The sequence below is a fragment of the Stenotrophomonas sp. YJH_SMC_106-19 genome (assembly GCF_059368375.1).
In genome coordinates this window covers 983,514-1,009,101 of record NZ_JCAFRQ010000001.1, presented here as the reverse complement: position 1 = coordinate 1,009,101, position 25,588 = coordinate 983,514, and the positions used below count along the sequence as shown (strand labels likewise).

General features: G+C 66.6%; 20 protein-coding genes and 1 riboswitch. Of the genes, 11 read left to right on the top strand and 9 right to left on the bottom strand.

Annotated features, from left to right (window positions below):
* Positions 1–11: 11 nt before the first annotated feature.
* From AC5P5M_RS04480 to ilvC, 6 genes are all read right to left on the bottom strand, one after another.
* A complete protein-coding gene (locus AC5P5M_RS04480; protein WP_111186152.1) occupies positions 12–788 on the bottom strand; it encodes a class I SAM-dependent methyltransferase in 777 nt (258 codons plus the stop codon).
* Between the two features lie 10 nt (positions 789–798).
* Positions 799–2,385, bottom strand: a complete 1,587-nt coding sequence (locus AC5P5M_RS04475; RefSeq protein WP_459062300.1) for a 2-isopropylmalate synthase — start codon at positions 2,383–2,385, stop codon at positions 799–801.
* Positions 2,382–3,473 carry a threonine dehydratase gene (locus AC5P5M_RS04470; RefSeq protein WP_053520293.1) on the bottom strand — a complete coding sequence of 364 codons (1,092 nt, stop codon included), beginning with the start codon at positions 3,471–3,473 and terminating at the stop codon, positions 2,382–2,384. Before AC5P5M_RS04470 ends, AC5P5M_RS04475 begins: the two co-directional genes overlap by 4 nt.
* A gap of 96 nt (positions 3,474–3,569) precedes the next feature.
* Positions 3,570–3,833: an ACT domain-containing protein gene (locus AC5P5M_RS04465; protein WP_053520294.1), complete on the bottom strand. Its 264-nt coding sequence runs from the start codon at positions 3,831–3,833 to the stop codon at positions 3,570–3,572.
* Positions 3,817–5,553: an acetolactate synthase 2 catalytic subunit gene (gene ilvG, locus AC5P5M_RS04460; protein ID WP_065181710.1), complete on the bottom strand. Its 1,737-nt coding sequence runs from the start codon at positions 5,551–5,553 to the stop codon at positions 3,817–3,819. The genes AC5P5M_RS04465 and ilvG overlap by 17 nt, the downstream gene beginning before the upstream one ends.
* Positions 5,554–5,590: 37 nt before the next feature.
* Entirely contained in the window at positions 5,591–6,565 is a 975-nt protein-coding gene (gene ilvC / locus AC5P5M_RS04455; RefSeq protein ID WP_053520296.1) for a ketol-acid reductoisomerase, read from the bottom strand.
* Between the two features lie 696 nt (positions 6,566–7,261).
* Between ilvC and ggt the strand changes: the two genes are divergently transcribed.
* Complete coding sequence (gene ggt / locus AC5P5M_RS04450; RefSeq protein WP_053520297.1) at positions 7,262–8,980, top strand: gamma-glutamyltransferase; 1,719 nt, start codon at positions 7,262–7,264, stop codon at positions 8,978–8,980.
* Positions 8,981–9,300: 320 nt separating this feature from the next.
* On the opposite strand, the gene AC5P5M_RS04445 is transcribed toward ggt, so the two are convergent.
* On the bottom strand, positions 9,301–10,878 hold the full coding sequence (locus AC5P5M_RS04445; RefSeq protein WP_053519166.1) for a BCCT family transporter: 1,578 nt from the start codon (positions 10,876–10,878) through the stop codon (positions 9,301–9,303).
* Positions 10,879–11,123: 245 nt separating this feature from the next.
* Positions 11,124–11,224: riboswitch (TPP riboswitch) on the top strand.
* 82 nt (positions 11,225–11,306) lie between these two features.
* Between AC5P5M_RS04445 and thiC the strand changes: the two genes are divergently transcribed.
* The 6 genes from thiC to AC5P5M_RS04415 all read left to right on the top strand — a co-directional run bounded on the left by thiC (position 11,307) and on the right by AC5P5M_RS04415 (position 20,812).
* A complete protein-coding gene (thiC, locus tag AC5P5M_RS04440; protein ID WP_128990693.1) occupies positions 11,307–13,151 on the top strand; it encodes a phosphomethylpyrimidine synthase ThiC in 1,845 nt (614 codons plus the stop codon).
* Positions 13,152–13,248: 97 nt separating this feature from the next.
* The gene (locus AC5P5M_RS04435; RefSeq protein ID WP_053519170.1) at positions 13,249–13,920 is read left to right on the top strand and encodes an ion channel; all 672 of its coding nucleotides are present in this window, start codon (positions 13,249–13,251) and stop codon (positions 13,918–13,920) included.
* A gap of 260 nt (positions 13,921–14,180) precedes the next feature.
* Entirely contained in the window at positions 14,181–16,493 is a 2,313-nt protein-coding gene (locus AC5P5M_RS04430) for a winged helix-turn-helix domain-containing protein (protein WP_495205599.1), read from the top strand.
* A gap of 114 nt (positions 16,494–16,607) precedes the next feature.
* Positions 16,608–17,507, top strand: coding sequence for a helix-turn-helix transcriptional regulator (locus AC5P5M_RS04425; protein WP_053519175.1), 900 nt, complete (start codon positions 16,608–16,610; stop codon positions 17,505–17,507).
* A gap of 49 nt (positions 17,508–17,556) precedes the next feature.
* On the top strand, positions 17,557–20,436 hold the full coding sequence (locus tag AC5P5M_RS04420; protein ID WP_065175097.1) for a TonB-dependent receptor plug domain-containing protein: 2,880 nt from the start codon (positions 17,557–17,559) through the stop codon (positions 20,434–20,436).
* 166 nt (positions 20,437–20,602) lie between these two features.
* Positions 20,603–20,812, top strand: coding sequence for a hypothetical protein (locus AC5P5M_RS04415; RefSeq protein ID WP_495205598.1), 210 nt, complete (start codon positions 20,603–20,605; stop codon positions 20,810–20,812).
* A 68-nt stretch (positions 20,813–20,880) separates the two neighbouring features.
* Here the strand turns inward: AC5P5M_RS04415 and AC5P5M_RS04410 are convergent, their stop codons facing one another.
* On the bottom strand, positions 20,881–22,002 hold the full coding sequence (locus tag AC5P5M_RS04410; protein WP_053519181.1) for an HDOD domain-containing protein: 1,122 nt from the start codon (positions 22,000–22,002) through the stop codon (positions 20,881–20,883).
* Positions 22,003–22,153: 151 nt separating this feature from the next.
* On the bottom strand, positions 22,154–22,693 hold the full coding sequence (gene ppa / locus AC5P5M_RS04405) for an inorganic diphosphatase (protein ID WP_053519183.1): 540 nt from the start codon (positions 22,691–22,693) through the stop codon (positions 22,154–22,156).
* 187 nt (positions 22,694–22,880) lie between these two features.
* Between ppa and AC5P5M_RS04400 the strand changes: the two genes are divergently transcribed.
* The 4 genes from AC5P5M_RS04400 to AC5P5M_RS04385 all read left to right on the top strand — a co-directional run bounded on the left by AC5P5M_RS04400 (position 22,881) and on the right by AC5P5M_RS04385 (position 25,487).
* Entirely contained in the window at positions 22,881–23,381 is a 501-nt protein-coding gene (locus AC5P5M_RS04400; RefSeq protein ID WP_111186800.1) for a hypothetical protein, read from the top strand.
* Positions 23,381–23,857 (top strand): hypothetical protein, encoded by a 477-nt coding sequence (locus AC5P5M_RS04395; RefSeq protein ID WP_111186799.1) that lies wholly within the window; start codon positions 23,381–23,383, stop codon positions 23,855–23,857. Before AC5P5M_RS04400 ends, AC5P5M_RS04395 begins: the two co-directional genes overlap by 1 nt.
* Positions 23,858–23,936: 79 nt before the next feature.
* The gene (locus AC5P5M_RS04390) at positions 23,937–24,443 is read left to right on the top strand and encodes an RNA polymerase sigma factor (RefSeq protein WP_053519189.1); all 507 of its coding nucleotides are present in this window, start codon (positions 23,937–23,939) and stop codon (positions 24,441–24,443) included.
* A gap of 105 nt (positions 24,444–24,548) precedes the next feature.
* Positions 24,549–25,487: a FecR family protein gene (locus AC5P5M_RS04385; RefSeq protein ID WP_495205597.1), complete on the top strand. Its 939-nt coding sequence runs from the start codon at positions 24,549–24,551 to the stop codon at positions 25,485–25,487.
* Positions 25,488–25,588: the final 101 nt, after the last annotated feature.

The window sequence follows — 25,588 nt, the reverse complement described above, 5'->3', positions numbered from 1 at the left end:
AAAGGGTCAAGTCAACGGCGGCGCGCGAGTACGCGCAGGCGCACGTAGTCAGCCAGCGGCTGGCCCGCCGCGTTGCGGGGCAGGTCGGCCAGCAGGGCCGCGGCGGCCTCGCGAACGGTGGCACGGGCCTCGACCGGCAGGTCGTCCAGCAGTGGTGCGGCGAACACCCGCAGCCATCCTGCCACGCCTGTCGGCAGTGCGGTGGGGCGCGGCAGGCATTCGATCAGCTGCACCTGGAAGCCGTGCTGGCGCAGGCGGTCGGCATAGGCGTCGGCGGTCGGGAAATACCACTGGAAACCGCTGGCGCCATGGCCATGCGCAGCACGTGCGGCCTGCACCGCGGCGATGATGGTCGCCACGTTGCCATGGCCACCGAACTCGGCCACGAAGCGGCCGCCGGGACGCAGTGCACGGCGCACGCCTTCCAGCACGGCGTCGGGGTGGCGCATCCAATGCAGCGCGGCGTTGCTGAACACCGCGTCGAACGCGCTGTCGAAGGACAGGGCATGGCCGTCCATCACCTGCGCATCGACGCCGCGCGCGCGCGCGGCGATCACCAGTTCCGGCGACGCGTCCACGCCGTGGATGCGTGCACCGCTCAACGCCAGTTCACTGCTGAGCACCCCATCGCCACAGCCCAGATCGAGGATGTGCTCACCGGCGCGCGGGTCGAGCAGGCGCGACACCGCGCCGCCGAGCAGCGGCACGAAGCCGGCATCGATCGCATAGTCCTGGGCGTTCCACTGCTGGCCCGCCGTAGCGGACGTGGTCGTGTCGAAGGCGCTCATGTCAGGTTTCTCAGGCGGTGGCAGGGGTGGCGGTTTCGCTGACGCTGCTGGCAGCAGCCTGGCGTTGGCGCAGCAGCCGGTTGGCAACGTCCAGCCAGGCCAGCGCAGAGGCTTCGATGATGTCCTTGCTGGTGCCGGTGCCGTCGTATTCGATGCCGTCGTGGCGCACGCTCAGGTTGGCCTCGCCGCGTGCATCGGCACCGATGCCGACGCTGTGCACGTGATAACTGTCGAGCATCAGCTGCACGCCGGTGGCGGCCGACAACGCGCCGAACAGCGCATCCACCGGGCCATCGCCCTGCGCGGTCTCGGCCACGCGGTTGCCGTCCGGGTCGGACAGCTCGACCAGTGCATTGGCGCGACTGCCGACATCGCTGATGGTCATCGAGGCCAGGCGATAGCCCTGTGCATTGGCGCCGCCCTGCATCAAGGTCTGCAGGTCGGCATCGGTGACCACCCGCTGCTGCTCGCACAGGCCCTTGAACTGTTCGAACACCAGCTTCAGCTCTTCTTCGTCCAGCCAGAAGCCCAGTGCACGCAGGCGCGCTTCGACGGCGGCGCGGCCACTGTGGCGGCCCAGCACCATCTGCGAATCCTCCCAGCCCACGTCTTCCGGGCGCATGATTTCGTAGGTGCCGCGATGGCGCAGCATGCCATGCTGGTGGATGCCCGATTCATGGGCGAAGGCATTGGCGCCGACGATGGCCTTGTTGCGCTGCACCGGCATGCCGACCAGGCGCTGCAGCAGCTGCGAGGTGCCGACGATGCGCGGGGTGTTGATCGCGGTGTCCTGCTCGTAGAAGGCCTGGCGCACCTTCAGCGCCATCGCGATTTCTTCCAGTGAGCAGTTGCCGGCGCGTTCACCGATGCCGTTGACGGTGCACTCGACCTGGCGGGCGCCGCCCTCGATGGCGGCCAGGGAGTTGGCCACAGCCAGTCCCAGGTCGTTGTGGCAGTGCGCGCTGAAGATCACGTTGGTGGCATTGGGCACGTCGGCCACGCCGGCAATGACCTGCTGGAACATCGCGCGGATTTCCTCCGGCGTGGTGAAGCCGACGGTGTCGGGCAGGTTGATGGTGGTGGCGCCGGCGGCGATGGCCACGCGCGAGACCTCGATCAGGTAGTCCAGCTCGGTGCGGGTGGCATCTTCGGCCGAGAATTCGACATCGTCGATGTAGGAACGGGCCAGCGATACATGCTTGCGTACCGACTCCAGCACCTGCTCGCGGGTCATCCGCAGCTTGTGCTCGCGGTGCAGCGGGCTGGTCGACAGGAACACGTGCAGGCGCGGGTTGGCCGCAGCTTCCAGGGCACGTGCCGAGGTCTCGATATCGGCCTGCAGGCAGCGCGACAGCACGGCCAGGCTCAGGCCCGGACGGCGCAGTTCGCGGCCGATCAGGGCCATCGCTTCGCGGTCGGACTGCGAGCTGGCCGGGAAGCCGGTCTCGATGATGTCCACGCCCAGTTCGTCCAGCGCACGCGCCATCACCAGCTTCTGCGGTGGGCTCATGCTGCAGCCGGGGGACTGCTCGCCGTCACGCAGGGTGGTGTCGAAGATGCGGATGCGCGGGGTGGTAATTCGTTCGATGGTGGTCACAGGGAGATCTCCTCGACAACAGGTGCAACGGCGTGCAGGGGGGAAGGGGGGGCAGCGGTGGTGGGCGTGACGCCGGTCCGTGCCGGCGGGCGGGGCGTCTCGGCGCGACGCCGGCGCGGCTTGCGCGGCGGGCGTGGGCGGATGTCGGTCAGCAGGCCGGCCAGCACGCCGGCATCGATGTTGCCGCCGGAGACCACGGCGCACTTGCGGCGCCCGGCGATGCGTCGACCGGCAGCCAGTGCCAGCGCGCCCGCGCCTTCGGCGATGATGTGTTCTTCCAGTGCCAGCCGCACCAGCGTTTCACGCAGTTCGGCCTCGCGCACGATCACCACGTCGTCCAGCAGCGAACTGCACAGGCGACGGGTCAGGAAGCCGGGGATCTTCACCCGCACGCCATCGGCCAGCGATGCCACCGGGGCGATCTCGCGGACATCGCCGTGGATCGCACGGGCCATCGAGTCCACGCCTTCCACCTGCGCACCAATCACGCGCACGCCCTGCGACTTGAGCGCCAGGGCGACGCCGGCGGCCAGGCCGCCACCGCCGATCGGTACGATCACCACGTCCGGCGCGTGCGCGGCCAGCTCGATGCCGACCGTCCCCTGGCCGGCGATCACGTCGGCGTCGTCGAAGGCGGACAGGAAGCGATAGCCATGACGCTGCGCCAGTTCGACGGCGAAGGCGCAGGCCTCGTCATAACTGTTGCCGTGCTGGCGTACGGTGGCACCCCAATGGGCGACACCGGCGATCTTGGTTGCCGGTGCACCGTGCGGCATCACGGTGATCGCGGGGACATCCAGCCGGTAGGCGGCCCAGGCAACGCCCTGGGCGTGATTGCCCGCCGAGGCGCAGATCACCGGGCGGCTGTCGCCGCGCTCGCGGCCGGCCAGCAGGGCATTCAACGCGCCGCGCACCTTGTAGGAGCCGGTCCGCTGCAGATTCTCCAGCTTCAGCCAGGTGCCGAAGCGTTCGGCATGATGCAGTGGCGTGGGCGGCAGGAAGCGGCGCAGGCGCGCCTGCGCGGCCAGGACATCGGCGACGCTTACGTCGCCGACATCACTTTCCTTGCTGGTGTCAGCGGCCGGCATGGGCCACCGGTGCGGTGCGCGCGACCATCGCATGCGGGTACGGGCGGCGAAGAAGACGCCTCCGTACCGGCACCGTGGTCACAACGGTACGGGTGTTCATTGCGATACTCCTTCGATGCTGCTGTCTACCGGCGTCAGCTCCACCGATACGCAGTCGTAGATCTTTTCGATCTGCCGGCACAGCGTCTCCGCCGGTCGCTGGCCGTCCACGACCAGCTGCAGGTGCCAGCGTCCGTCATCGGCGGCGTCCGGAGCACCGCTGATCGAACGCGGCGCGAAGCCACGGCGCTCGGCCATGCCGATCACGCGCAGCAGCGCGCCTTCGGCCGGCTGCAGCACCAGGTCAAGCCGGTATTGCATTGGGAGTCTCCTGGCGGGCATGGGCTGGATTGCTTTCCAGCATGGTGCTGTTGGCGGTGTTCGGCGGCACCAGCGGCCACACGTTGGCGCGCGCGTCGATGGCCACGTGCAGCAACGCCGGGCCCGGCTCGGCCAGCAGCGCGGCCAGGCCGCCTTCGACGTCATCGCGCGAATCGATGCGGCTGGCGGCGATGCCGAACACCTGGGCCAGGGCGACGAAATCCGGGTTGTCGGACAGATCGATCTCGCTGTAGCGCTCGGCGAAGAACAGCTCCTGCCACTGCCGGACCATGCCCAGCGAGCTGTTGTCCAGCAGCACGATCTTCACCGGCAGGCGGCACCGGGCGATGGTCGCCAGCTCCTGCACGTTCATCATGAAGCTGCCATCGCCGGACACCAGCACCACGGTGCGCTCCGGGCAGGCAAACTGCGCGCCCATCGCCGCCGGCAGGCCGAAGCCCATCGTGCCCAGCGCGCCGCTGGTCAGATGGTTGCGCGGATGATTGAAGCGACAATGCTGGGCCACCCACATCTGGTGCTGGCCGACGTCGCAGGCAATCACCGTGTCGGCGGGTGCCAGTTCGCTCAGGCGCTTCAGCAGCGCTGGTGCGTAGATGTGCTGCCCTGGCGCGTCGTAGCGGGCGGCGAAGCGGTCGCGATGCTGCGCACAGCGGCTGCGCCATGCGTCCTGATGGGCCCTGGGGGAGGGGAAGGCCGCATGCAGGGCACGGATGGCGTGGCCGACATTGCCGGGCACGGCGACGTCGGCGCTGCGCAGCTTGGAGATCTCGTACGCATCGGCATCGATATGGACCACGCGCGCGAACGGAGCGAACTCCGCCAGCTTGCCGGTGGCGCGATCATCGAACCGTGCGCCCAGCACCAGCAGCAGATCGCTTTCCTGAACCGCCATGTTGGCAGCGCGGGTGCCGTGCATGCCCAGCATGCCCAGCGACTGCGGATGGTGTGCCGGCAGAGCACCCAGTCCACGCAGGGTCATCACCGTGGGAATGCCACTGGCCTCGACGAAATCGCGCAGGTCCTGCACTGCATCGCCCAGTGCGATGCCACCGCCGGCATACACCACCGGCTTCTCCGCCGCCGCCAGCGCTGCGATGGCGGCGGCAATGGCGTCGCCGGTGGCTGCCGGCGGTGGTTCAACGCTGCTCGGCACATGCACCGGCAGGTGACTGGCATCGGCCACCTGCACGTCCTTGGGCAGGTCGATCAGCACCGGGCCGGGACGTCCTTCGCGGGCAATGCGGAAGGCATCGGCGACCACGCGGGGCAGGTCATCGACGCTGCGTACCAGCCAGCTGTGCTTGACGATCGGCATGGTCAGGCCGAACACATCCAGCTCCTGGAAGGCGTCGGTACCCAGCAGGGGCGTGCCGACCTGGCCGGTGATGCAGACCATCGGCACCGAGTCCAGCATCGCATCGGCGATACCGGTGACCAGGTTCGATGCGCCGGGGCCGGAGGTGGCCACGCAGACGCCCACCTGGCCGCTGGCGCGTGCGAAACCGTTGGCGGCCAGCGCCGCGCCCTGCTCGTGCCGCACCAGGATGTGCTTCAACGACGAATCCACCAGCGCGTCGTAGAACGGCATGATGGTGCCGCCGGGATAGCCGAACAGCGTGCGGACGCCTTCGGCCTCCAGTGCCTGGGTCAGCCAGCGCGCCCCGTTGGGTGGCGCGCTGCGGTGTGTGGAAGAGTTCATGGGGGACCTTGCAAGCGGGTGGGGGAGGGCCGCGTGGTTACGCGGCCTGTCCTTGCAACCAGACCATCTTGGCGCGCAGTTCCTTGCCTACCTTCTCGATCGGATGCTCCAGGTCGGCCTGCTTGAACCGGTTGTAGTTCGGCAGGCCCGCTTCGTACTCGGCCACCCAGTTCTTGGTGAAGGTGCCGTCCTGGATGTCCTTCAGTACTTCCTTCATGCGCTCCTTGGTGCCGGCATCGATCACCCGCGGGCCGCTGACGTAGTCGCCGTACTGCGCGGTTTCGGAGATGAATTCCAGCATGCGCGAGATGCCGCCTTCGTAGAACAGGTCCACGATCAGCTTCAGTTCGTGCAGCACTTCGTAATAGGCGATCTCGGGCTGGTAGCCGGCTTCCACCAGGGTCTCGAAACCGGCCTGTACCAGCGCGGAGGCGCCACCGCACAGCACCGCCTGCTCACCGAACAGGTCGGTCTCGGTTTCTTCCTTGAAGGTGGTCTGGATCAGATTGGCGCGGGCGCCACCGAGACCGGTCGCATAGGCCTGCGCATGCTGCGCGGCCTGGCCGCTGGTGTCCTGGTAGACCGCCCAGATGCACGGAACGCCACGGCCGATCTCGTACTCGCGACGCACCAGCGCGCCCGGGCCCTTCGGTGCGACCAGGACCACGTCCAGGTCGGCGCGCGGCTCGATCATGCCGTAGTGGACATTGAGGCCGTGGGCGAACAGCAGGCACGCGCCCTGCTTCATGTTGGGCGCCAGCACGTCGTTGTAGAGCTTTTTCTGCACCATGTCCGGAGTCAGCACGGCGACCAGGTCGGCATCCTTCACCGCATCGGCGGGAGCCACGACGGTGAAGCCATCGGCCTGGGCCTTGGCTTCGGTCGGGCCGCCCGGCCGCAGGCCTACCACCACATCGAAGCCGGATTCGCGCAGGTTCAGTGCGTGGGCGCGGCCCTGGCTGCCGTAGCCGATGACGGCGATCTTGGTCTGGGGCAGGTCGTTGGTGCTCATGGGGGAGGTTCCTTGCGGTGGGAAGAAAAAAGAACGGCCGGTCGTCGAAGCGACGTACCGGCCGGTCAGGGGAAAGCGGTGGAGGAGGGGCCGCGCATCGCACAGGAACGGCCGCCACGAGGCATCGTGGTGCAGCGGGTCCGGGTTTTGCAGAAGGCGGTGGTCATGGTGGTTGCGTCTGAAACCAGGTCTTGAAATGAAAAAACCCGCACCTGGGCGGGTGCGGGTTTTTGATCGAGTTCCGGTGTGTTCTATCTGCTTACACGCTGGCTCGTCCCGCACCTGTTGGTTGGGTAATAAGTACGAGCACAAGAATCGAACGCAGCGACGCGGCGCCGATGTCGGCGGCTTCGATGTGGGTTCGCGGTGGTGTGTTGTGTTGCAGCATGTGATCGAGAGAAACACAGCTGTTTTGACGATGTCAACCCTTGTCGGGGTGATTCCAGGCACTTTCCGCTGCGTCCAGCGGAATCGCTTGTGGCGCAAGGATGGTTGCCGCTGAAAGTGTTTCGGTGAACCCGAATTCACTCCTTTCACCAAGGTTTTTGCGCGGATTTTGGGGGTTCTGCCCGCCGGGCATGACCCGGTGCCGGCAGCGGTCGCCGCGGCCGCCTCGCCCCATGACCTCTGCCCGATACCGCGTGAAGGCCGCAGCGGCGATGATCGGTGCTACCACCCTTCCATCGGAACCCGACTGTGTCCCGACGCCTTGCCCGTTCCCTGCTGGCTGCCGCCGTCCTGGCGGCCATGCCCGCGCTTTCCCTCGCTGCCGACCGCATCACCGGCCACACCTTCGCCACCCGCTCGGAAGTCATCGCGCCTCACGCCATGGCGGCCACTTCGCAGCCACTGGCCACCCAGATCGCACTGGACGTGATGAAATCCGGCGGCTCGGCGGTCGATGCCGCCATCGCCGCCAATGCTGCGCTGGGCCTGATGGAGCCGACCGGCAATGGCATCGGTGGCGATCTGTTCGCCATCGTCTGGGACCCGAAGACACAGAAGCTGTACGGCTACAACGGGTCCGGCCGCTCGCCGAAGTCGCTGACCCTGGCCGAGTTCCAGCGCCGCGGCCTGAAGGAGATCCCGGCGACCGGGCCGTTGCCGGTCTCCGTGCCGGGTGCCGTCGATGGCTGGTTCGCCCTGCATGGCCGCTTTGGCCGCAAGCCCATGGCCGACAATCTTGCGCCCGCCATCCGCTACGCGCGCGAAGGCCACCCGGTGGCCGAGGTGATCGCCTATTACTGGGATCGTTCCGTGCCACGGCTGTCGCAGTATCCCGGCTTCAAGGAACAGTTCACGGTCAACGGGCATGCGCCGCGCAAGGGCGAGATGTGGAAGAACCCGAACCTGGCCGATACGTTGCAGAAGGTGGCCGACGGCGGCCGGGATGCCTTCTACAAGGGCGAGATCGCCCACACCATCGGCGATTACTTCAAGGCCAATGGTGGCTACCTGAGCTACCAGGACATGGCCGACCACCACGGCGAGTGGGTCGAGCCGGTCAGCAGCAACTATCGCGGTTACGACGTATGGGAGTTGCCGCCGAACAGCCAGGGCATCGCCGCGCTGCAGATTCTCAACGTACTTGAAGGCTACGACTTCTCGAAGATTCCATTCGGCTCGCCCGAGCACGTGCATCTGTTCGTGGAGGCCAAGAAGCTGGCCTTCGCCGATCGTGCGCGCTTCTACGCCGACATGGCCTTCCAGCCCGCACCGGTCCAGAAGCTGATTTCCAAGGAGTATGCCGCGCAGCGGCGTGCACTGATTTCCATGGACAAGGCGTTGAAGGAAGTGCAGCCGGGCACGCCGAAGCAGCTGGAGGAGGGCGATACGATCTACATGACCGTGGCCGATGCTGACGGCATGATGGTGTCGCTGATCCAGTCAAACTACCGCGGGATGGGAAGCGGCATGGCGCCACCGGGGCTCGGCTTCATCCTGCAGGACCGCGGCGAGATGTTCGTGCTGCAGAAGAACCATCCGAATGGCTACGCACCGGGCAAGCGCCCGTTCCAGACCATCATTCCGGCGTTCATCACCAAGGATGGAAAGCCCTATGCCAGTTTCGGCGTGATGGGCGGTGCGATGCAGCCGCAGGGCCACGCGCAGATCGTGATGAACCTGGTGGACTTCGGCATGAACCTGCAGGAGGCCGGAGATGCGCCGCGTATCCAGCATGAAGGTTCCACGGAGCCGACCGGTCAGGCCACGGCGATGACCGATGGGGGGGAGGTGAACCTGGAGACGGGCTTCCCGTACGAAACGGTGCGCGCGCTGATGCGCAAGGGGCATCGCATCGTGTTCGCCGACGGTCCGTACGGCGGGTATCAGGCGATCATGCGGGATCCGGACACGGGCGTGTACTACGGCGCGTCGGAGAGTCGGAAGGATGGGCAGGCGGCGGGGTATTGAGGTCTCCCGGCCACCGGGCTGAGCCCCCTCGCGGCTGATCGCCAGAGCCGATCATGGATTGGGGCGTGCGGATGGGAATGCCGGGGGACGCCGTGAATACGTCCTTGTAGGCTTGGCCGCGGCATCCATGCCGCGGACACCCCCGTCCTTCCCCCCCGCACGCCCCCCGACAATTTCCGTGCGCGTCAGCCACTGAAGTGAAAGAAGAAGATCAAAAGCAACAGCAACAGCCGCGCGCTGTGGGTTGGGGTCGGATCCGTCTTCCAGAGGAAACGGATCCGACCCCTTCGTGTTTTTCCGGCGCAGGCTGCCGAACACCCTCAATCCGAATCCTGCGCGCGCGCTGCTTCGGCCTGGGTTTCTTCCTGTGCCGCCATTTCGCGCGCGATCCACGCATCGATCATGTGCCGCTGGCGCTGTGCCTGCCGCCGCTCCCGCGTGTACTCCTGGTCCAGTACCCGGTACAGCGAGACCATCACCAGCACCATCAGCAGCGCGAATGGCAGTGCCGAGATCGTGATCATGCCCTGCAGTGCGTCGAGGCCGCCGGCCAGCAGCAACGCACCTGCGATCAGTGCGATGCCCACACCCCAGGCCAGCTTGCGCTTGGCGGGCGGGTCGCCTGCCTCGTCGGTGGACATGCTGGCCAGCACCAGCACCGCCGAGTCAGCCGAGGTCACGAAGAAGATCATCAGCAGAACCAGCGCGATGCACGACAGCAGCAATGGCAGCGGCATGCTGTCGAACAGGGTGAACAGTACGGTCTCATAGCCATTGCCCAGCGCCTGTACCAGGTCTGCATGGCCGAAGATCTGCGACCAGATCGCGGTGCCACCGAACACCGAGAACCAGAAGAAGCCCAGCAGCGTCGGCGCCAGTACCACGCCCACCACGAACTCGCGCACGCTGCGGCCACGCGAGATGCGCGCGATGAACGAACCCACGAACGGTGCCCAGGAAATCCACCAGGCCCAGTAGAAGATCGTCCAGTCGGCGACCCACGTACTGGAGGAGAACGGTGACATGCGCAGGCTCATCGTCACCAGCTGGTTCAGGTAGGAACCCAGCGTCGTGGTGAAGGTATTGAAGATCGCGCCGGTCGGCCCGAGCACCAGGACCAGTGCCAGCAGCAGGGCGGCCAGCGCCAGGTTGAAGTTCGACAGCCATTTCACGCCGCGCTCCACGCCGCTGAGGGTGGAGGCCATGTACAGCACGAAGGCGACGGCGATGATGGTCAGCTGCAGCGGCACACCGGCATGCACGCCGAACACGCGCTGCATGCCGGCTGCGATCTGGATGGTGCCGAAGCCCAACGTGGTGGCCACACCGATTGCCGTGGCCACCACCGCGGCAATGTTGACAATCCGTCCGATCCAGCCCCGATGATGATGACCGATGATCGGCTGCAGCATGTCGCTGACCAGCCCGCGGCCGTTGCGGTTGAACTGGAACCACGCCATTGCCAGACCGATCAGCGCGTAGATCGCCCACGGATGCAGGCCCCAGTGGAAGAACGCATAGCGCATCGCTGCACGTGCGGCGTCCATGCTTTCCGGTGCCAGTCCTTCCGGCGGCTTGCTGAAGTGGGAGATCGGCTCGGCCGCCCCCCAGAACACCAGGCCGATGCCCATGCCGGCGGCGAACAGCATCGACATCCAGCTGGCCCGCGAGAATTCGGGTTCGGCGTCTTCGCCACCGATGCGCAGGTTGCCGAAGCGGCCGAACGCCAGGTACATCAGGAACACCAGCGCCAGGAACACCACCAGCAGGTACAGCCAGCCGATGCCGCGGATGAGTTCGCCGAGGATGCTCTGCACCACGGCGTTGAAGGGACCGGGTGCTACGCCGGCAAGCAGCACCAGCAACAGGACCAGTGCGATGGAAACACGAAACACCATGAAGGAGCTTCTCCGATCAAAGGGATTGAGGGAGCGAGCAAATGCTTGCAGCGAGGGGCCGGCGGCACTCGAGCGCGAGCCGGGCAGGGGCCGCGATGGCGGCGATGCGTCATCGGTCGCAGCGACACGATGCGCGTGCACGTTACTGAACGCGATGTCATGGTTGCGTTAATTCATCAATGTCGCGCGACGCGCAGCCGCCCCTGTCGGGTGGCCCTGTTGCAGGGGTTCTATGGTCTAATGCCGGCAAGAAGCGGGGGTACCGCGGCCATCGGCCACGGTTGAGACAGTCCCTTGGAACCTGATCCGGCTCATACCGGCGTAGGGAAGCTTTGCAATGCAACCGCACCCGGACGCGGCCCAAGGGCCGTCCGCGTGCGGGGGCAGTGCGCCGCCGCTTCGTCCCTGACCCTCCTGGACGATGCCCGATGAACGCACAGCTCTCCGCCCTGCAGCAACAGGCCCAGCAACTCTCCGAATCCGTGACCCGGCCGATTCCCGGCTCGCGCAAGATCCATGTCACCGGCTCGCGCCCGGACCTGCGCGTGCCGATGCGCGAGATCGCACTGAGCCGCACGCCGACCCTGTTCGGCGGCGAAGAGAACGCGCCGGTCACGGTGTATGACACCTCCGGCCCCTACACCGATCCTGACGTGCGCATCGACCTGTCCGCGGGCTTGCCGGCCCTGCGCCGTGCCTGGGTCGAAGCGCGGGGTGACACCGAACAGCTTGATGGCCTGAGCTCTTCCTTCGGCCGCGATCGCGAGCACGACCCGAAGCTCGATGCGGTGCGCTTCCCGGCCCGCAGCCTGCCGCGCCGCGCCCGTGCGGGTGGCAATGTCACCCAGATGCACTATGCGCGCCGCGGCATCATCACGCCGGAGATGGAATTCGTCGCCATCCGCGAGAACCAGCGGCTGGACGCGATCCGCGATGCAGGCCTGCTGCAGCAGCATCCGGGCGAAGCCTTCGGCGCATCCATCCAGAAGATCATCACCCCGGAGTTCGTCCGCGACGAAATCGCCCGTGGCCGGGCGGTGCTGCCCAACAACATCAACCACCCGGAAAGCGAGCCGATGATCATCGGCCGCAACTTCCTGACCAAGATCAACGCCAACATCGGCAACAGCGCGGTGTCATCGGGCATTGCCGAGGAAGTGGAGAAGCTGGTGTGGGCGATCCGCTGGGGGGGCGATACGGTGATGGACCTGTCCACCGGCAAGCACATCCACGAGACCCGCGAGTGGATCATCCGCAACTCGCCGGTGGCGATCGGCACGGTGCCGATCTATCAGGCCCTGGAGAAGGTCGATGGCCGTGCCGAGGCACTGACCTGGGAGATCTTCCGCGACACGTTGATCGAACAGGCCGAACAGGGCGTGGACTACTTCACCATCCATGCCGGCGTGCTGCTGCGCTACGTGCCGCTGACCGCCAAGCGGGTGACCGGCATCGTCAGTCGCGGCGGCTCGATCATGGCCAAGTGGTGCCTGGCCCATCACAAGGAGAATTTCCTCTACACGCACTTCGAGGACATCTGCGAAATCATGAAGGCCTACGACGTGACCTTCTCGCTGGGCGATGGGCTGCGCCCGGGCTGCATCGCAGACGCCAACGACGCGGCGCAGTTCGGCGAGCTGGAAACGCTTGGCGAGCTGACGAAGATCGCATGGAAGCATGACGTGCAGACGATGATCGAAGGTCCCGGGCACGTGCCGATGCAGCTGATCAAGGAAAACATGGACAAGCAGCTGCGCGAATGTGGTGAGGCTCCGTTCTATACGCTGGGGCCGCTGACCACGGACATCGCGCCCGGCTATGACCACATCACCAGTGCCATCGGCGCAGCGATGATCGGTTGGTTCGGTACCGCGATGCTCTGCTACGTGACGCCGAAGGAACACCTTGGCCTGCCCAACCGCCAGGATGTGCGCGACGGCATCATGGCCTATCGCATCGCCGCACATGCGGCCGACCTGGCCAAGGGGCATCCGGGCGCGCAGGTCCGCGACAACGCATTGAGCAAGGCGCGCTTCGAGTTCCGTTGGGAAGACCAGTTCCACCTCGGGCTGGACCCGGAGAAGGCAAAGGAATTCCATGACGAGACGCTGCCCAAGGACGCGCACAAGCTGGCGCACTTCTGCTCGATGTGCGGGCCGCACTTCTGCTCGATGAAGATCACCCAGGACGTGCGGGAGTACGCCGAGGCCGGAATGAAGGAGAAGTCCGAGCAGTTCCGCGCTGCGGGCGCGGAGGTCTACCAGCAGGGCTGACCGGACTTGCGTCGCCGGGCGTGCCCCGGCGGCGCTGCATCGCGCGCCTCACGCGCATCCCGTTATCCTCCGCCCATCTTTCCGGGGAAGGGACGCCATGCCTGTTGCCGTGACCACCCGCTGGCTGGCCATCGCCCGCCGCCATCCGTCCGCGTGGCTGCTGGGCGCGCAGCTGCTGGCGGTGATGCTGTATCCCGCGCTGGACGACACGGCCGCCGGCCGCGCCGCATTGGGCATGTTTGGAATGGCGGTGCTGGGCCTGGCGTTGTGGGTGGTCCAGCGCAGCCCGTTGGGTACATGGCTGGCACTGCTGCTGGCGATTCCGGCGGTGGTGTTCTCCATCGCCGGCGCGCTGCTGGACCGCGCCGCGCTGGTGACCACCGCGCAGCTGCTGGAGAGCCTGCTCTACTTCTATACGGCCGGCGCCCTGATCGCCTACATGCTGCAGGACCACAAAGTCACCCGCGACGAACTGTTCGCGGCCGGCGCCACCTTCACCTTGCTCGCGTGGGCATTCGCCTTCGCATTTGGGGTGTGCCAACAGTGGTATCCGGGCAGCTTCCAGGGCAGCAGCGAGGGACCTCAGCGAAGCTGGATGGAGCTGCTTTATCTGAGCTTCAGCTTGCTGTCCGGGGTCGGCCTGAGCGATGTCGTGCCGCTGCATCCGCAGGCACGCGCACTGGTCATGCTGGAGCAGTTCTCAGGCGTGATGTACGTGGCTTTGGTGGTTTCGCGGCTGGTCGGATTGACCATGCTGCGGCGCTTCTGAAAATGAATGGCAGATAAAAATTTCGCGCCCGAAAGGGCGCGAATGATGGTGCGAAGTTATGTGAATGCGTCGGCGAGAGAGAGCCTGATGTCGACCACGCGATAGGCGAGGTAACCGGCATAGGCTAGTATTCGCGCGCTCCATTGTTTTTGCGGTATGCGCCGATGCTTTGTGCGGAGTCTGGCTTTTCGCTGTTCCCCGTTGGGGACGGTATCGAAGGCGAACACTGCCCGGAAACTGTCTCTACTGTTTAGCAAAAAATGAACCGCAGCGAAATCCAGCCCACCGAATCTGATCGGATCCGGATTGGCGAATGTGTCGTCACTTTGTCCTCGCGAGAGGTCGAAGTTGCCGGCGCGCGTCGCCCGCGCCGGCTGACGCCGAAGGCGCTGGGCGTGCTGCGTGTGCTGCTGCGGCAACCCGGGCGCGTGGTCACCCGCGAAGAACTGTTCGCCGAGGTGTGGCCCGATACGCTGCCCACCAACGATGTGCTGACGCAGGCGGTCACCCAGCTGCGCAAAGCCTTCGCCAACGACGATGACAACGGCCAGGCGTATATCGAGACGATCGCCAAGACCGGCTACCGCCTGCGCGTGCCGGTGCAGGCCATGCCCGAGCCCGAAGCGGAACTGGCGGTCGAGGCCGAAGGCGCGGCTGGCGATTCCAACGCGGTCGTGGAAGTGCACACGCCAGCCCCGGAGGACATGCGACGCCGTCGCTGGCGCTACCTGCGACGTCGATTGTTGCTGGTGCTGGGCCTGTTGATGCTGGCCGCACTGCTGGTGATGACGGTCCTGCTGCTGCGCCGTGCGCCGGCCAGCTCTCCGGTGGAGGCGGCGGTGGAGAACGGCACGCGGGTGATCGGCAGCCCGCAGCGGCCCTATCGGCTGATCACCGCCACCGCAGGCTTCGAAACCTATCCCACGCTGTCGCCGGATGGTTCGCAGGTGGCCTACGAAGGTGCCAGCGAGGATGGCCTGGGCGGCGGTGCGATCAAGGTACAGACGTCCGGCAACGCGCCGGCGCGGCAGCTGCTTGTTCCTCCTGAGGGTGCGGTTGATCGCTTCCCGAACTGGTCGCCGGATGGACGCGACATCGCCTTTGCCCGCTTCTCCGCCGATGGGGGTTGTCAGGTGCTGATCGCCAGTGCGACCGGCGGCGCGTTGCGCCAGGCCACGCGCTGCGATGGCACCGAGCTGCTCAGCTTCGACTGGACACCCGACGGGCGCGGCCTGGTATTCGGCAGCATGGTGGGCCGCTATGCCCACCGCGGTATCCGAGTACTCGATCTGGCCAGCGGACAGTGGCAGCCGCTGCAGTACGCCGTCGATCAGGACGATTTCGATTACGCGCCGCGCTATTCGCCGGACGGCAAATGGCTGGTGTTCGTGCGCAACCCGCAGATGGGCGACCTGTGGCGGGTTCCTGCCGCGGGTGGCACGCCGGAGCAGCTGACCAGCGAGTCGGCCGAGCTGCGCGGATGGGCCTGGCTTGGCGACGGCCGCACCATCGTGTTCGGCCGCCGGGTCGACAGCGAGGTGCGGCTCTATTACCTCGACATCGAGCGGCGCACGCTGCGTGATGCCGGACTGGACGACGCGCAGTGGCCGGCGGTATCGCGGCATGGCGGCATGCTGGCCTTCGTCCATCGCCGTGCACAGTTCGGCGTGTTCAAGGTGCCGATGCAGGGCGGTGAACCGGAGCGCCTGTTTGCGTCCAGCGGCCGCGACGGTCAACCGATGGCAGCACCGGACGGTCGCCAGCTGGTATTCACCTCTGACCGCTCGGGCAGCTTCGCTCTCTGGTGGGCGGACATGCAACGCCCCGATTCGCTGCGGCCGATCGAGGGCCTGCGCCCGGAAGCACGGCAGGCCCCCGATTGGTCGGCCGACAGCCGGCAACTTCTGGTGGTTGGGCGCGATGCACACGGTCGCGCGGTGGTCTACGAGATCGCACCCCGCGACGAGCGTCTGCAACCGCTGCCCGTGCCCGCCGAACAGCCGCTGCAGGCGCTGTATGGCGCCACGCCCGAGCAGCTGCTGGTGGTCGAACGTGATGCCGACCAGCGTACGCGGCTCAGTCTGTTCGATCGCAGCACCCAACCCTGGCGGCGGCTGGCGAGCATCGACGGCGTCTCCCAGGTCCGCTTTGACCGCGCAGGCCGTCGGGTGCTGTTCACCCGCCTGGCGGCGGAGGGGTTGTGGGCGGCGGACGCGGCGCTGTCCCCGGACAGCGTGCGGCAGATCAGCGAGGACAAACCCAGCCGCTGGCGCTACCGCTCGTGGACGGTTGCCGGCCACGACAGCATCGGCTATCTCGGCAGTTCCACCCGCTGCAGCACCATCCTCGTCCGCATCGCCGCCGGGCAGCAGGATGCCGGGCGCTGCCTGGACGCGCAGCGCTTGAGCGCGAGCAACGGACTCAGCGCCAGCGCAGACGGGACGGCCCTGTTTGTCGCTCTGGCAGTCAGTGATGGCGCCGACATCGGCGTGATGCGGCTGCCCGAAAAGGCCCCAGCGCTGTTCCCGGCCTTCTCCAAGATGTTGATGTTCAAGGGAAATGGGCCTTCGTAATTTTTTCGTCGGGATCTCGCCGCGAATTCGTGGCGATCTCGTCGGTCTTTCCTGACGCGGTGCCGCCTGATTGGGCAAAACGGAGGCCTGTACTTGGCAAATCCGTGGTGCACCATGCGTCAACTCTCACTGGCCGATCGTGGCCAATCCGTCTCCCTGGACAAGGCACTCGATGACGTCGTGCCGACCTGCCTGGGCGTGGCCCGGCTCGGCAGCCTGCAGACCGCGGGCAGCAGCTTCACCGTGTGGATGCAGGTGCGCGGCAGCTCCTGGGTGGAGGCCAAGGAGGGGCGCTTCCGACTGCGCCACGGCGAATGGATCGCGTTCGAGAAGGAATCGCGCCCGCTGGTGCAGGCAGGGCGCAACGGGCTGTGCATCGGCCTGAACCTGAACGTGGAAGCGCTGCGTGTGCTGGCGGAGATGGCCGACTGCGGCCTGTACGCGGGCCGCGGCCGGATGGGCCGCAGTGACGCTCGCGTCGCGCTGCGCCTGTGGCGTGATGCCTTGGCCAGTGGCCACCCGGCGCAGCACCTGCGCCCGCTGCTGCTGCATCTGGCCGGCCTGCAGCGTGGATTGGCCGACAACGTGCAGCGCTGCCCTGGCCGTTCGCGCAGCCGCAAGCGCCAGGTGTTCGGTCGCATGCAGCGCGCCCGCCTCTATCTGGAAGGCAACAGCCACCGCGTCGTACGCATCGGCGAACTGGCCGAGCTGACCAACTTCTCCAGCTGGTATCTCTCCAAGACGTTCCAGAGCCTGTATGAAGAAAGCCCGCAGTCGCTTTCGGCACGGCTGCGCCTGGAGCGCGCCGCCGACCTGCTGCGCGACACCGACATGATGGTGGGAGAGGTCGCCGCGGCCAGTGGTTTCGACAACTGCTGCAGCTTCGCCCGGGCGTTCCGCGCCCGCTACGGGCAGTCCGCTTCGCGCTTCAGGGAAAACGGCGGCTTGCTCCCGCCACAATCCGCAAAGTCTCTGGTTGGTTCGCGCAAATACAGCGCTGCAACGCAATCGTAACGTGCTGGGGTGTTTTAACACGCTGCTAACACGTACCTTGGAGAGATTGATGAACGTTCGTAACCCCGCAGTGCGGTTCGGCCTGCTGCCGGCCGGCATTGCGCTGGCGCTGGCGCCCGCCTTCGCTTCCGCACAGGAAGCACCGGAAGCAAAGGGCACCACCGACCTGGACCGCATTTCGGTCACCGGCTCGCGCATCCGCGGCGCTGCCGTTGAAACCCAGCAGCCGATCGTCACCCTGAGCCGTGAGAACCTGGAAAAGCAGGGTTACACCTCGGTTGCCGACGTCCTGCAGAACCTGACCTCGGCCGGCTCCCCGGCCATCTCCCGTTCGGAGTCGCTGGCTTCGGGCGAAAACGTCGGTGGCTACTACGTCGACATCCGCAACCTGGGCGCGCAGCGCACCCTGGTGCTGATGAACGGCAAGCGCCTGGGCGCGACCACCGCCGGCTACCAGGATCTGAGCCAGATCCCGATGGCCGCCATCGAGCGCATCGAGATCCTGAAGGACGGCGCCTCGGCCATCTACGGTTCGGACGCCATCGCGGCCGTGGTCAACGTGATCACCCGCAAGCGCTTCGACGGCGCTGAAGCCAGCGTCTATGTCGGTCAGTACGGCAAGGGCGACGGCGACACCGAAACCTATTCGTTCACCCTCGGCAGCATGGGCGAGCGCGGCGGTGTCACCCTGTCCGCCGAGTACTCCAAGCAGGATCCGGTGTGGGCGAAGGACCGTTGGTTCAGCCGTGACGGCAACGCCGGCCCGAACTACCCGGGTTCGGGCGCCAGCCCGATCAACCAGAAGGGTGGCTTCTGCGACCCGTGCGTCACCCCGAACCTGAAGCAGGGCGAGCCGGGCTATGTCGGCCCGAGCGACCAGCGCTGGTACACCCTGCGTGATGGCGGCAACCCGGCCAACCGCGCCGACTACCGTCTGGAAACCTCCGCTGACGCCGTCAATGCCAACCAGCAGATGATGGTGCAGACCGGTATCGAGCGTAAGTCGCTGTACGTCAACGGCAACTACGACTTCACCGACGCGATCTCGTTCAACGCTGACGTGCTCTACAACGAGCGCAACACCACCCAGCAGATCGCAGGCTATCCGTACCAGTCGGCATCCTTCGACACCCCGCTGTCGGCCGACAGCGCGTTCAACCCGACCGGTGAAGACCTGACCTTCCGCCGCCGTCTGTGGGAAGTGCCGCGCACCACCGAAAGCCAGGTCAAGACCCTGCGCTTCGCCCCGAGCATCAGCGGCTTCTTCGACTTCGCCGGCAAGACCTTCGACTGGGACGTCGGCGCGCTGTGGAACCGCAACGAAACCACCAAGCGTGGTCACGGTGACATGAGCCTGATCGCATCGGAACAGGCGCTGGGCGCTTCGTTCATCGGTGCTGATGGCGTCGCCCGCTGCGGCACCAGCATGTCCGATCCGCTCGCCACCAGCGGCTGCCGTCCGTGGAACCCGCTGCTGCCGTTCGGCGTTGCCGGTGCCGGTTCGCTGGCCGACCAGGCCACCCAGGACTTCCTGTTCCCGTACTTCACCGATACCGGTCTGACCAAGACCACCAGCTTCACCGCCAACCTGTCGGGTTCGATCGTGACCCTGCCGGCCGGTGACCTGGGCTTCGCCGTGGGCGTCGAGCACCGCAAGGAAGAAGGCCGCTTCTCGCCGGATGCCTTCGCACAGTCGGGCCAGTCCACCGGCCTGGGCGCGCAGACCACCCAGGGTGAGTACTCGCTGGACGAGGTCTACCTGGAACTGAACGTGCCGGTCCTGGCGGACATGCCGTTTGCCAAGGAGCTGACCCTGAATGCTGCGACCCGTTACTCGGATTACAGCAACTTCGGCGACACCCTGAACTCGAAGTTCGGCTTCACCTGGCGTCCGCTGGACGAGCTGCTGGTTCGCGGTACCTGGGCTGAGGGCTTCCGTGCTCCGACCATCGACAACCTGTACGGTGGCCTGAGCAGCAGCTTCGAGTCGTACACCGATCCGTGCGGCATCACCGCGCCGGGTTCGGTCAACGGCAACGCGGCCTGCTCGGCGGCGGGCGTCCCGGTCGGTTACACCCAGCTGGGCCAGGGCCTGATTCCGTGCACCTCGACCCCGTGTGCAACGCCGGACCAGTTCATCTCGGGTGCCAACCCGAACCTGACCCCGGAAACCTCCAAGAGCACCACCGTCGGCCTGGTCTGGAGCCCGCGCTGGGTGCAGGGCCTGGACATCTCGCTGGACTGGTACAAGTACGAAATCAGCGACATGATCATCGCTGACAGCGTCGACCGCATCCTGCGTGACTGCTACGTGCTGGGCGATGCTTCGCGTTGCGCCGCGCACACCCGTGCAGGCGATGGCCACATCAACGGCATGACCTACGGCCTGGCCAACCTCGGCCAGATGGAAACCCAGGGCTACGACCTGGGCATCAAGTACCGCCTGCCGGAGCTGGCCATCGGCCAGTTCGCGATCGACTGGCAGACGAGCTACCTGGCCAAGTACGACGAGCAGGGCCAGAACGCTGACGGTGACAACATCACCATCGGCCGTGTCGGTGAGCCGGGCCTGTTCCGCGTGCGTTCGAACCTGGGCCTGACCTGGTCGAAGGGTGACTTCGGCGTGGCGTACACCGCACGTTACTACTCGGGCATGAACGAAGCCTGCGTGGCCAACCGTCCGTGCGACGACGCCGACCGCTACCAGAACGGTGAGAAGTCGCCGCTGCGCAAGACCGGCTCCAACACCTTCCACGACCTGCAGGTCAGCTGGAAGGCACCGTGGGATGCCACCATCGCGCTGGGCGCCAACAACGTGTTCGACCACAAGGGTCCGATCATGTTCACCCAGCCGAACTCGAGCTTCGCCTACTACGGCGGCTTCGACGTGGGTCGCTTCCTGTACATGAAGTACACCCAGCGCTTCTGATCCATCGAAGTGCGATAGCAGAACGAGGAGGGCGGACCGCAAGGTCCGCCCTTTTCGTTTCTGTAAGGGAATTCTGATCAGGTCGGGAAAGTGAGTGCGGTCACTGTCTGCTCTTGTCGCATTCAGCACAGTAGGTGCGTCCAATACCGGACACTGGGAGATGGATATGAAGCGCACGCTTTTCCGCCAGGTATCGGCCGCCGTCCTGATCTATGCAACGCTGGTGGGCCCGCTGTCCGCACAGAACATCATCGTCTGCGGCGGCGGTGTGTACTGCGAGCAACTCCGGCTGGAGTGCCTGGCCAAGGGCAACGCCCCGGCCCTGTGCGAGCGTCAATGGCGTCTGTGCGTGCTGGACGCCTGTCCGCAGCGCTGAGAGAGAAAAAAGGGCGCGTCCATTGGACGCGCCCTCATGCGAGGTGACGGCAGTCGCCCGCGTGCCGCTCAGGCGTCAGTGGGTGTCAGCCCCATCAGTGCATTGGCATGCTCACGCCACTGCGGCAGTCGATTGAGCACGCCCGCGCGCTGCAGGTAGTCCTCGTCAACGGGATCGCCGTTGACCAGCGCCAGCGCCACGTGCACCGCGCCGGTCACCCAGAAACTGCGGGTCGTGGCGCGTTGCGGCTGCAGGTGGAACGCCACCGCTTCGATGATCGGCATCGGCAGGCCCCACAGCCCCAGCAGGTAGGCGCCGGCTTCGGCGTGCCCGGGACGGAGGTCGCCGGCCAGCGCAGGCTCGCTGCGCTCGTTGCGGACGCCCGGCAGCAGCAGGCCGATATCAGCCAGCAGCGCCGCGGTGGCACCCAGTTCCGCACTGGAATCGGGCAGCAGGCGGGCGGCCAGGCGCGAGGCGAGCAGGGCGCGCTGCTGCAGCGAGTTGCGTTCGGCCGCAGACAGCGTCGGTGCCGAGAACACCTCGCTTGCCAGGACCAGGTCGCGCAGGGTGGACAGGCCCAGTCGGGTGACCGCCGTGCGCAGATCGGCGATGGTGCGGCCCTGGCTGAAGAAGGCCGAGTTGGACAGCTGCAGGACTTTCGCGGCGATGGCAGGATCGGCGGCGACCAGTTTGGCCACGTCGGCGCTGTCGGTATCGTCATCGTGTTCCAGGGCCTGGGTCAGGCTCAGGTACAGGTGTGGCGGCGAAGGCAGCTTCTCGATGCGGCCGATGGCATCACGCAGGCGCGGGCTGTCCAGCACCTCGCGCAGCTCTTCCAGGCTGGTCAAGGCCTCCAGCAGCACTTCCGGCGCCAGTGGCAGCGGCAGGAAGCGGTGGGCAACGCCGATCAGGCGCGCCGGTGGTGGCCGGTTGCCGTGCTGGGCATCGACCAGGGCGATACGGATGGTTTCCGGGCGCAGTGTCCGGATCTGCCCCAGCAAGGTGGTGGCATTGAGGTCCGGCAGCTGCGGGCAGACGATCACCGCGTCCACGCCCTGCGTCGCCACTGCCGTCATCGCGGTGTGGCCGTCGGCGGCGGTCAACGGCTGCCAGTCTTCCCCAAGATCGGCAATGAATTCGGTCAGCTCGGCCGGCAGGCTGGCTGCATCTCCAACAAGCAGAATACGCACGACACAATCCCCTGGCTGTCTCGACGCTGGATGTCGACGACGTGTGAAGTGACGCAATTTACCTAATACAGCACCCGGAGTGCTGTGCCGTGGTGTTGAAACGTGACCCGCATCGCTCCGGCAGGACACACCGGAGCGACGCGGTTCAGGATCAGGCCTTGCTGCCTTCCAGGTAGCGCGCGTGCGCTTCGACCAGGATCTGCTTGGCTTCCGCCGCACCGCCCCAGCCGTCGAGCTTGACCCACTTGCCCTTTTCCAGGTCCTTGTAGTGCTCGAAGAAGTGGCCGATGCGCTCCAGCCAGTGGCTGGAGACCTGCTCGATGTCCTCCACGTGGGCATAGCCGCTGAAGATCTTGGCGACCGGCACGGCCAGGATCTTCTCGTCGCTGCCGGCCTCATCGCTCATCTTCAGCACGCCGACCGGGCGGCAGCGCACCACCGAGCCCGGCACCAGCGGCAGCGGCAGCACCACCAGCACGTCGGCCGGATCGCCGTCGCCGCACAGGGTGCTGGGCACGTAGCCGTAGTTGCACGGGTAGCGCATCGGGGTCGACAGGATGCGGTCGACGAAGATCGCGCCGGTTTCCTTGTCCACTTCGTACTTCACCGGCTCCGAGTCCTTCGGGATCTCGATGATGACGTTGATTTCTTCCGGCGGGTTCTTGCCGGGCGAGACGAGTTCCAGACCCATGGTCGTGCTCCAGGTGGGGATGTAGGCGGATAGCCCCCCATTTTATGCCTTTGCAGGCCGCTGTGCAGGTGGGGCGACCCCTACAGGCCGCTGCGCAGGTGGACGACCTGCGGCGCCCGCCTTGCCCGATGGGCCCGGAAGGCCGGCCGGCGCAGGCTGCTGGCTCGTTCCCTGGGAGATACCCGCCATGTCCTGGACAACCCGCTGCTGCGGCACGTTCCTGTTGTTCGCAACCCTGCCGGCGCTGGCACACGCCAGCCATGTCGACCTTGTCGACTACCCCTCGCTCCAAGCCAATCGGGACCGCTTCCACCGGTTGCAGGCGTCGCTGGTGCGCGAGTTCGACGGCATCTGCGCCGACACCTTCTGCGAAGGTGAGTACAGCAACTACCGGGTACTGACGTTCCGCTGTGCCGTGCAGGCCGACGCCGGCACCGTACGCCACTGCGCCTGGGGCATCGTGGCCAGCGAGCTGCAGGTCGAACCGGTCCGCGGCGAAGTGCAGGTGGACAATGCGCGCTGGATCTGCCCCGTCACCCTTGGGGAGGGGATTCCGGTGGAGGTGTTCCACGCGACGCTGGAGCAGGAGGAGGGCGCGTTCGAGCCCTTCCCGGGAACCGATGTGACGGTCTTCGACACACTGCCGACCTGCCTGGGGCGGCCGGGCAATGCCGGGAGGGCCGCCTGATGCGCGCGCTGAAGAGGGGTGTTCTTGCAGGCCTGATGGGGCTGGCCGGCGCGGCACACGCTGCGCCGGCCTATGTGGATGCACGCCTGTTCCCCAACCAGGCGGCTGGGTGGCAACGCTTCCTGGCGGTCGAACGGTCGCTGCGGCAGAGCTTTGACCACGTCTGCGGTGACACCTTCTGCGAAGGCGAATACAGCAATCTGCTGCCGATGCGGTTGCGCTGCTCGGTGCATGCGGCGAGCGGCGCCATCCAGAGCTGCATCTGGACCTTCGCCGGCAGCGCCACCGCGGTGGCTGATGATGGACGGATCGATGTCGACCTGCGCAGTTTCGCCTGTCCACTGCCCGTGGCGACGGGAACACGGCTTGAGGACTTCCTCCGTGCGCTGGAGCAGGCCGCGCCCGTCCGTGCGATCCATGTCACGCCGCCAGGCAGCCGCATTTCGATTCACGAGGGGCTGATCGGTTGCCTGTGATTCTCTCAAATGAGAACGTGACTGATTCGCATTGACGGTGTAGCATGCGCGGCGCCCTCCCGTCGTACCGGCTCCGCGCATGCCATCCAATGCCGCCACCCTCACCGAACTGCTGATCCGAGAGCGGCCGGCGCTGCTGCGCCGGGTGCAGCGCATCCTGGGGGGCGACCCGGGTGCGGAGGACGTGATCCAGGCTGTCTGGTTCAAGGCCCGCGGGGTGGGCAACGCCCCGTTGATCGACAATCCCAGGGCCTATCTGTACCGCCTGGCAGCCAACCTGGCGACCGATCATGGACGCGAGTCGACGCGCCGCAACCGCCTGTTGGCCGATCACTACCTGTGGGGACCGGACGAGGCTACGTCCACGTCCACCGAAGAGCAGGTGATGGCGCAGGATGAGCTGCAGCGTGTCCTCGATGCGGCCAGCCACCTGCCGGAGCCGACCCGCGCCATCTTCCGCCTCAATCGGCTGCAGGGCCTGACCCAGGCCGAGATCGCGCGTCGCCTTGGCGTGTCGGTCACCACCGTGGAGAACCACATCCGCGCCGCGTTGCAGCGCCTGGCCTGGGCCCGCAGCGGCCGCTGAGCGGACGCGCTTGGGGATGGGCCTGGTTCAAACGTCTTGATGGCTGGACTGTACCTGCGGTCCAGTTCCCTCTCCCCGCGCGTGAATATTCCTGTCCGCCAGCCAATGAGCCCGCCGAACACTTCTTCTCCCGCCGCCTGCGAAGACGTCGTGGCCGAACAGGCCATGCGCTGGATCGCGTGGCTGGCATCGGGCGACATCACCGATGCTGGCATGTGCGAATTCGAAGAGTGGCTGGCGCAACCGGGCCATCGCCACGCCTTCGAGCAGCAGCGCACGCTGTGGCGCAGCCTCGGCCCTCGACCGGCTGTCGCGTCTGCGGTGCGGCGCCGGCGTCAGCGGCTGCGCTGGATGACGGCTGCCGCTGCCGCCCTGGCGATGCTGATGGTCTGGCCCGAGGCGTCCCTGCGCCTGCAGGCGGACCACCGCAGCCGCCAGAGCGTCCAGCATGTGCAGTTGCCCGACGGCAGCCGTGCGGTGCTCGACGCGGACAGCGCGATCGCCGTGCACTTCGATGCGGGCACTCGGCGGATCGATCTGCTGCGTGGCCGCGCCTGGTTCGAGGTGGTCGCCGATCCGCAGCGGCGCTTCAGCGTGGCCGCAGGCAACGGCGTGGTTGAAGACATCTCCACGGCATTCTCCGTGTCGCGGGTCGAGGAAGCGGTTGAAACCCAGGTCGGGCAGGGCAGGGTGCGCGTGGCCGCCCCGGCCGACAGTGGCTGGACCTATCTGCAGGCGGGGCAGCGTGCGCAGTACGGTTCCGCGTCCGGCGTCGTCCGCCTGAGCGATGTCGCTGCCGACAGCGTGGGTGCGTGGCGCCAGGGCGAACTGCTGCTTGAGCAGGCCAGTGTCGCCGATGCAGTGCATCTGCTCGGTCGCTATCGTGCCGGTCCGACCTTCGTGCAGGGCGACCTGTCGACCTTGCCGGCCGTGAGCGCCGCACTGCGTATCGATCGCCCCGAACAGGCCCTGGATGCACTCGCGGAGACGACGGGGCTGAGGATCACCCGCCTGCCGATGGGTGTGGTCATCGTTCACAGATGACGCCGTGTCACGTGTGGAGACGTGATCGGCAGTGATCCCCCTTGGGGCTGTGGCGCTGCCGTTCGTCTTACTCCACGAACGTACCCGCAGCCGCCACGTAC